The sequence below is a fragment of the Lysinibacillus sp. genome (genome assembly GCF_032093475.1).
Classification (GTDB): Bacteria; Bacillota; Bacilli; order Bacillales_A; family Planococcaceae; genus Lysinibacillus; species Lysinibacillus irui.
Genome location: NZ_DAMDAY010000177.1, coordinates 1 through 6,699 on the forward strand (window position 1 = coordinate 1; position 6,699 = coordinate 6,699).

Annotated in this window: 5 protein-coding genes; 4 read left to right on the top strand and 1 reads right to left on the bottom strand. The window is 40.2% G+C overall.

Going from position 1 to position 6,699, the window contains the following annotated elements; genetic code table 11:
• Positions 1–247: 247 nt before the first annotated feature.
• Complete coding sequence (locus RT445_RS22525; protein WP_274796399.1) at positions 248–1,417, bottom strand: PucR family transcriptional regulator; 1,170 nt, start codon at positions 1,415–1,417, stop codon at positions 248–250.
• 141 nt (positions 1,418–1,558) lie between these two features.
• Here RT445_RS22525 and RT445_RS22530 point away from each other — a divergent pair, with 141 nt between their 5' ends.
• From RT445_RS22530 to preA, 4 genes are all read left to right on the top strand, one after another.
• Positions 1,559–2,803 carry a Zn-dependent hydrolase gene (locus RT445_RS22530; protein WP_313471606.1) on the top strand — a complete coding sequence of 415 codons (1,245 nt, stop codon included), beginning with the start codon at positions 1,559–1,561 and terminating at the stop codon, positions 2,801–2,803.
• Positions 2,804–2,847: 44 nt separating this feature from the next.
• Positions 2,848–4,251, top strand: coding sequence for a dihydropyrimidinase (hydA, locus tag RT445_RS22535; RefSeq protein WP_274796402.1), 1,404 nt, complete (start codon positions 2,848–2,850; stop codon positions 4,249–4,251).
• Positions 4,252–4,349: 98 nt separating this feature from the next.
• A complete protein-coding gene (locus RT445_RS22540) occupies positions 4,350–5,717 on the top strand; it encodes an NAD(P)-dependent oxidoreductase (RefSeq protein ID WP_313471607.1) in 1,368 nt (455 codons plus the stop codon).
• 81 nt (positions 5,718–5,798) lie between these two features.
• Positions 5,799–6,699: NAD-dependent dihydropyrimidine dehydrogenase subunit PreA (gene preA / locus RT445_RS22545; protein WP_313471608.1), on the top strand; the 901-nt coding region annotated here is incomplete at its 3' end.

Here is a 6,699-nt window from a genome sequence, read left to right on the forward strand (position 1 = left end):
GGATTATATGGTTTCATTGAATGCCATACATATTGTTCATCCTTCACTTGCCAATTTGGACTTGTTACATTTGTCACAAAGCTTCACTCCTTCTTAACAGGTAGATGATTAGCATGCATACGTTTTAGTCAGATGTGGACAACAAAATGCACAGTAGTCCCCATTTATACTTTATATGTATGCAGCCAAAATTTTAGAAGGAGGATTTATAAATAGAAAATCCAGATAATTAAACAACCTGCTAATTCTATTGATGTGTTAAAACATCCTCTATTAAAAAGGCAATATATAAGTTTGTCTTTGTAAAGGAGTTGCTTAAGTCAATATCCAATAGCATTTCAATTTTTTTTATTTTATAAAGGACCGTATTGCGATGAATAAATTGTCGTTCACTAATCCGACTTGTACTGCCATTCTCTTCAACAAATACACGTAAAAAAGGGACATAATCAGTATTGTGCATTTCATCATAGCGATAGAGCTGGCCTAAAATATCCTGACTAAAGGACTTCATCAATCGTTGGTTTTGCACCGCCATCAGAATTTTATAGGCACCAATTTCTTTATAGCTATATAAGTAACGGTTGTTATGGAGCTGTGCTAAATGAAGGACCATTAAAGATTCATCATAGCTTTTGCGAACATTTTCGAGCTCTTTATGGTAGTTGCCTTTTCCAATAATAATATCCAAGTAACCATTTTTTAATGTGATTTTATCGTAGATTTCTTCAACGATTTTTGAGAAGGGTGTATTTGGTGTAATGATTTGTGCTTTATCAATTAAAAAAATGAGGTAATTTTTATGCTTTAATTTTAAGAAGCGTTGATAGCGATTTTGAAAAGCAAATTGTATCATCACTTCATAACGATCGATGGTGGCTTGCGTGCCAGTAGTTGTGCAAGTAATGATCGCTAATTCTCTTCCTTGAGGAAATCCTAGCTGTGCTAATTGATCTTTTATAGAGTTAGCGTTTGCTTTGTAATGAAAAAGTAGATTGAACAGAACCTTTTCTTCGATGGAAAGCTCTTGATGGTGGTTGGCAATAAACTGAAAGGTAGTTTTTAATAGATCAGCAATACGGTAACTCCATGGCATTTGAAAAATAGGGAAATCATGTTGGTTTGCAAAAGAGATGACGGCTTCAGGAATAGTAGGAATGAATGGCCCTATGTTGATAATAAAGCCCGCTACTTTTTTCGCGTACGCTTGTTTGACAAGCTGTTCTAGAGAATCTTCCTGTGCATCTAAATTAATGCCTGTTGTGACGACTAATTCATTGGGTCTACAAAACATAATTAGATCATTGCTTTCCACAACATTAATACCAGTAACTCTGCGATACGTACCACTATGTCCAGCGACTAATGTAAGCATTGGGAATTGAATTCCCTCAACAATTTTACGAATCGTCCCCATATTTTCCCCCCCTTAATTATGAACATAACTTACCATATATAATGTGCAGTTGCACATATTTTTTTAGTTTACTTTCCATATCTCACAAATTTTATCTATTTTAGAATGTTTAATAACTACTGTGAAAGAGAGGACTTGCATATGTATAAATGTAATAGTAGACGATTGCAAGAGTTAATTGAACAGTTCAGTCAATTTGGAGCCACTGACAATGGTGGCGTTACACGTTTATCTCTTTCGGATGAGGATGTTTTAGCTAGAAACTATTTTTGTGAATGTTGTAAAGCGTTAGGTATGGATATACAGGTAGATGATATGGGGAATATTTATGCCACTCTTCCTGGCAAAAAGGATATGCCACCTATCGTCATGGGTTCCCATTTAGATTCAGTTGAAAAAGGTGGGAGATTTGATGGCGTGTTAGGTGTACTTACCGCTATCGAGGCCATTCGAACAATTAAGGAAAATGAAATTGAGATGGATATCCCACTTATGATTGTGAATTTTACCAATGAAGAGGGCGCACGTTTTGACCCGGCCATGATGAGTTCAGGGGTAATTACCTCAAAATTCGACAAAGAAAAAATGCTGCAATCTACAGATAAAAATGGTATTCGCTTTCACGAAGCATTACATGCAAGTGGCTATGAGGGAGAGCAAGAAAATCGACTAAAAGAAGCACTTGCTTATATTGAATTGCACATTGAACAAGGACCCGTTTTAGAGGCAAAACAACGTGAAATCGGTGTTGTCGAAGGTGTGCTCGGCATGGTCTGCTATGAAATTACGATTACTGGACAATCAAATCATGCGGGTACAACGCCGATGTCGATGCGTAAAGACCCGATGATTGTAGCATCGACGATTATTACAGAGCTCCATGAGCAATTAGGGAAAATTGACGAACAACTTGTTTTTACCTTTGGTCGCATGAATGTTTCGCCAAATATTCATACAGTCATCCCGAATAAGGTGACATTTACCATCGATTCACGCCATCAAGATCCAGAGGTGATGCAACAGGTTGAGGATATTCTTAACGCGCTTCCAGAGACAGCAGGAGGGTGCAGCATTCATCCTACTAAACTATGGGGGAGAGAGACAGTGTATTTTGATGCAGCCATTTGCGATGAAGTAGAAAGAGCATGTCAGAGCTTCGGCTATTCTGCACATCGTATGTTTAGTGGGGCTGGACATGATGCCCAGTATATGGCGAGTATGGTTCCGTCCGCCATGATTTTTGTTCCAAGTATTGAAGGCAAGAGTCATTGTGAGGAGGAGGAAACAACATTTGAGGATTGTGCAAAAGGTGCAGATATTTTGCTCGAAACAGTTTTAACGCTGCAAACAAAGTTTAGTATAGGGGAAACATATACATTGCATTGAACATCAAGCATTCTCTAATTTTGTAATGAAGGGTGAGGGGCACAATGAAAAAAATCATTAAAGGTGGACGAGTAGCAACAGCTGCTGATGTATTTGAGGCAGATATTCTAATTGACAACGGTAAAATTGTTCAAATTGGCCAGAACTTAACGGATGCTGGCGCTGAAATCATTGATGCGACAGGTAAGTACGTATTGCCTGGTGGCATTGATCCTCATACGCATTTAGATATGCCATTCAATAATACAGTGACAGATGACGATTGGAAATCAGGTACGATAGCCGCAGCTTTTGGTGGGACAACTACTATTTTAGATTTTTGTTTAACAGCAGGAGAAGAAAAATTATCGACAGCAGTGGAGAAATGGCATGAAAAGGCGAAAGGAAAGTCTGCTATTGACTATGGTTTCCATCTGATGATTGGTGATTTAACACCTGAAACAGAAGCTGAATTACCCCAACTATTAGAGCAGGAGGGCATTACTTCTGTAAAAGTCTTTATGGCTTATGCAAAAGAATTCCAAGCGACAGATCGTACACTATTTAAAGCCTTTAAAATCGCCAAAGATCTTGGCGCAGTGGTTATGGTGCATTGTGAGAATGGCTCTGTCATTGATGAGCTTGTTGAGGAAGCAAGACGTGCGGGACATAAAGAACCGATTTATCATGCACTGACTCGACCAGCCGAATTAGAGGGTGAGGCGACAAAGCGTGCCATCGAATTAGCTCATATAGCAGGAGCGAAGCTATATGTGGTTCATGTAACATGTAAAGAAGCAGTAGATGAAATTATTGCAGCTCGTGAAAAAGGGTATGACGTCTATGGTGAAACATGTCCACCATATTTAACACTCGATCAATCAGCTTTAGCGCAGCCAGGCTTTGAGGGAGCAAAATATGTCTGGTCACCACCACTTCGTCCGAAATATCATCAAGAACATTTATGGAATGCATTAAAGGCCAAGCAGCTACAGACAATTGGCTCTGACCAATGCTCTTTTAGCTTTAAGGGTAAAAAACAGCTTGGCCTAAATGATTTCTCAAAAATTCCAAACGGTGGGCCATTCATTGAGGATCGCTTTAGTATTTTATATTCGGAAGGTGTTGCAAAAGGTAGAATTACAATCCATGAATTTGTTGATATGATTTCTACAAGTGCAGCCAAAATATTTGGGCTATTCCCGCAAAAAGGAACGATTGCTATCGGTTCAGATGCGGATATCGTAATTTTTGATCCAGAGGCAAAACGCCAAATTTCTGCTAAAACACATCACATGAATGTGGACTATAACCCTTATGAAGGCTGGGACGTTACAGGTGAGCCGGTTAGCGTACTGGTTCGTGGGGAATATGTCATTAAAAATAAAGAATTTGTAGGGGTACTTGGTAGTGGACAATATATTAAACGTCCATTAAAAACAGTGGCTGCGGAAGCACTAAATATTTAGCTTCCTTCAGTATAGGACCGATTGTTTTGATGGAGAGCAAAGCAATCGGTCTAGTAATTGATGTACGGAAAAAATGCTCACATGAGGGGGATGTGGAAATGGTTCCGATTCAAGAAAATGAAATGACCATACAGCTTAGACGTAATTTTATGGAATTAAAAAGCAAAATGACAAAGAATGAGGCTATTGAGGAAGCCAACCGTTGTCTGTATTGCTATGATGCACCATGTATTAAAGCTTGTCCAACAAGCATTCAAATCCCAAATTTCATAAAAAAAATTGCATCTGGTAATATGAAGGGTTCTGCTACGACTATATTAGAAGCAAATCCTATTGGTGCAAGCTGTGCAAGGGTTTGTCCTACGGAAGAATTATGTGAAGGGGCGTGTGTCTTAAATTCTTCTACAAAGCCAATTAAAATTGGTGAGTTACAGCGTTATGCAACAGATTGGGCAATGGAAACCAATACACAGCTATTTAAGCCAGGACAAAATAACGGACAGAAAGTAGCAATCATCGGGGCGGGTCCTGCTGGCTTATCAGCAGCACGAGAGCTTGGCCGTTTAGGCTACCAGGTAACAATCTATGAGGCAGAAGAGAAGGCTGGCGGACTAGGAAGCTATGGAATTGTGGCATTCCGTTTACCCAATGAAGTAGTGGATTGGGAAGTGGAGCAAATTGAACAGCTTGGCGTGAACATTCAAACGAATACAGCAGTCGGTGTGGATATTTCTGCTGATGAAATTTTGGCGCAATATGACAGTGTAATTTTAGCTGTCGGTATGGGGGCTGTACCGAATCTGGGCATTGAAGGGGAAGATTTAGAAGGTGTGCATGATGCCATTGAGTTTGTTCGAAAAACAAAAATGGGACCGCTTACAAATGACATCGTTGGAAAAAAAGTAGCTGTTATTGGTGCTGGAAATACAGCAATTGATGGAGCTACAAGTGCGGTGCGATTAGGGGCAGAAAATGTACAAATTCTTTATCGCAGAACACAAAAAGAAATGACTGCTTACAAATTTGAATATGAATTTGCGAAGCAGGATGGTGTGGAATTTAAATGGCTGACTGCGCCGAAGAAAATTATTGGCGATGAAGCTGGCAAGGTGACAGGTATTGAGTGTGTAAAAATGAAGCTTGGTGAGGCAGGTCCTGATGGTCGACAAAGACCAGAAGAGGTCCAAGGCTCTAATTTTATTATTGAAGTGGATGCTGTCATTAAAGCGATTGGGCAAACTCGTTTTGTTTCATTAATCGAAGCCTTTGGATTGGCTCATACAAACGGTGTTGTCGATATTGATGAGACGACAATGCAAACGTCTAATGACAAAGTATTTGCCTGTGGAGATGTTGTCTTTGGCAATGGACAGGGTGAAGCGATGGTGGTGACCGCTGTGCAGCAAGGGAAAGATGCAGCATATAAGATTCATGAACGTTTAAGAAAACCAAGTGAGATTGCATAAAGTGAACCTTCAAACAGTGGGGGTTTTCTACATCCTTCACTGATTGTTAGTTTCACCAATCAGGATAAAGGGGGAACTTACATGGCAGACTTACGCATTAATTTAGCGGGCATCAAATCGCCGAATCCATTTTGGCTAGCATCCGCACCACCGACAAATTCGGGTTATCAAGTACAGCGTGCATTTGAAGCAGGCTGGGGTGGCGCTGTTTGGAAAACGTTAGGAGAACCGATTTTAAATGTGTCCTCCCGTTTTGCCGCTGTGAGTTTTAATGGTCAACGTGTGGCAGGCTTTAATAATATCGAATTAATTACGGATCGACCATTAGAAGTAAATTTACAAGAAATTTATGACACGAAAAAGAAATTTCCTAATCACGCAATTATTGCCTCCCTAATGGTGGAGCCGAAGCAGGAAAAGTGGCATGAAATTGTGAAGCGAGTAGAAGATGTGGGGGTTGATGGTCTTGAGCTTAACTTTGGTTGTCCACATGGGATGGCAGAACGAGGCATGGGTTCTGCCTCTGGTCAAGTCCCTGAATTGGTGGAAAAACAAACGTACTGGGTAAAGGAAGCGGCACGTACACCTGTGATTGTTAAGCTAACGCCAAACATTACGGATATTACAGTAACGGCGGAAGCAGCGACAAGAGGTGGAGCAGATGCAGTTAGTATGATTAATACGATTAATAGTTTAGCCGGTGTCGATTTAGATTCTTGGAATACTATACCGCATGTTGCAGGAAAAGGGGCGCACGGTGGCTATTGTGGTCCAGCTGTTAAACCGATTGCCCTCAATATGGTGGCTGAATGTGCGCGTAATCCATTAGTGAATGTACCGATTTCAGGTATTGGCGGCATCTCGAATTGGCAGGATGCAGCAGAATTTATTTTAATGGGTGCGACAGGCGTACAAGTTTGTACAGCTGCAATGCACCATGGCTTTAGTATTGTAGAAGATATGATTGATGGTCTAAATAATT